This window comes from Johnsonella ignava ATCC 51276 (assembly GCF_000235445.1).
GTDB lineage: Bacteria > Bacillota > Clostridia > Lachnospirales > Lachnospiraceae > Johnsonella > Johnsonella ignava.
Genome location: NZ_JH378854.1, coordinates 1 through 1,595, shown reverse-complemented (window position 1 = coordinate 1,595; position 1,595 = coordinate 1). Strand labels below are relative to the sequence as shown.

The following is a 1,595-nucleotide window of genomic DNA, read 5'->3' as shown; positions in this document are numbered from 1 at the left end:
TTTTTTTATTCAAATTTCAAAATAAAAAGCGTCAATAAATCAAAAAAGGTACTTGACAAAACGCTCTCTGGGGAAACTCAAAAGATATAGAACCGTATGTAGATGAAAAGTTTGAAAATAACATACTTTTAACTGATACGGAAAGACTTACCATGAATGGTAGACCTAAAAACCCTAAATATGCAAGGAATAAAAATATACTTGTGGTGGGAGGCTCAGGAAGCGGAAAGACCAGATTTTTTTTAAAGCCCAATCTTATGCAAATGCACTCATCCTATGTTGTAACAGATCCAAAGGGTACGGTTCTTGTAGAGTGTGGAAAGATGCTTGAGAAAAACGGCTATGATATTAAAGTGCTAAATACCATAAACTTCAAAAAATCCATGCACTACAATCCATTTGCCTATCTAAGAAGTGAAAAAGATATTCTAAAACTGGTACAGACGATTATGGCAAACACAAAGGGAGAAGGAGAAAAATCTACTGAAGATTTTTGGTGTAAAGCCGAACGACTGTATTATACTGCACTGATTGGATACCTTTATTATGAAGCACCGGAGGAAGAGCAGAACTTTGAAACACTGCTTGCTTTTATTGATGCCAGTGAGGTAAGAGAAGAAGATGAAAACTTTAAAAATGCAGTTGACTATATCTTTGATGCACTGGAAAAAGAAAAGCCGAATCACTTTGCGGTAAAGCAATACCGTAAATACAAGCTTGCAGCTGGAGTTATAGAATTAAGAAGAACACTTAATCACTATATTAGTGAAAGATGTTTTGCTTAATTCTTTTTTTATTGAAGAATTTGAGCGAAAGGAGGTAATCGTGAGAAGTTATGAGAAAATAACCGCTTTGTATGAAAGGTTAAGCAGAGATGATGAACTACAAGGCGAGAGCAATTCTATCATCAATCAGAAGAAAATTTTGGAAGAATACGCAAAGAAAAATCATTTGGAGAACATCGTTCATTTTACCGATGACGGAATCAGCGGAACGCAGTTTGATCGTCCGGGATTTATGGCAATGATGAACGGAGTCAATCAAGGAAATATCGGTTGTATCATCGTAAAGGATATGAGTAGACTTGGCAGAGATTACCTCAAAGTCGGTCAATGTATGGAGATACTAAGGCAAAAGGGAGTTAGACTTATTGCCATAAACGACAATGTAGATAGCTTTTACAAAGACGATGATTTTACCCCTTTTCGAAACATTATGAACGAGTGGTATGCGAGAGATACCTCAAGGAAAATCAAGTCCACATTCAAAGCTAAAGGAGAGAGCGGAAAGCATACAGGAAGCAGTCCGCCCTATGGATATATTAAAGACAAGGACGATAAAAATCAGTGGATTATCGATGAAAAAGCAGCAGAAGTTGTCCGAAGAATATTCCATCTGACAATGGACGGAAAAGGACCCTATGCCATTGCAAGGGTATTAGAAGCCGACAAGATAGATATACCCGCCTATCATCAGCAGAAATTGGGATATGGACTACATCAAAGCAAAGTCTTTGAATATCCGTATCGTTGGTGCAGTTCCACGATTGCAAGTATCTTAAAGAAACAGAATACTTAGGGCATACAGTCAACTTC

General features: G+C 37.1%; 2 pseudogenes. Both read left to right on the top strand.

Annotated features, from left to right (window positions below):
- Positions 1-59: 59 nt before the first annotated feature.
- A pseudogene (locus HMPREF9333_RS11920) lies at positions 60-785 on the top strand (type IV secretory system conjugative DNA transfer family protein); the annotation flags it as partial.
- Positions 786-825: 40 nt separating this feature from the next.
- Positions 826-1,595, top strand: a pseudogene (locus HMPREF9333_RS11915) (recombinase family protein); the annotation flags it as partial.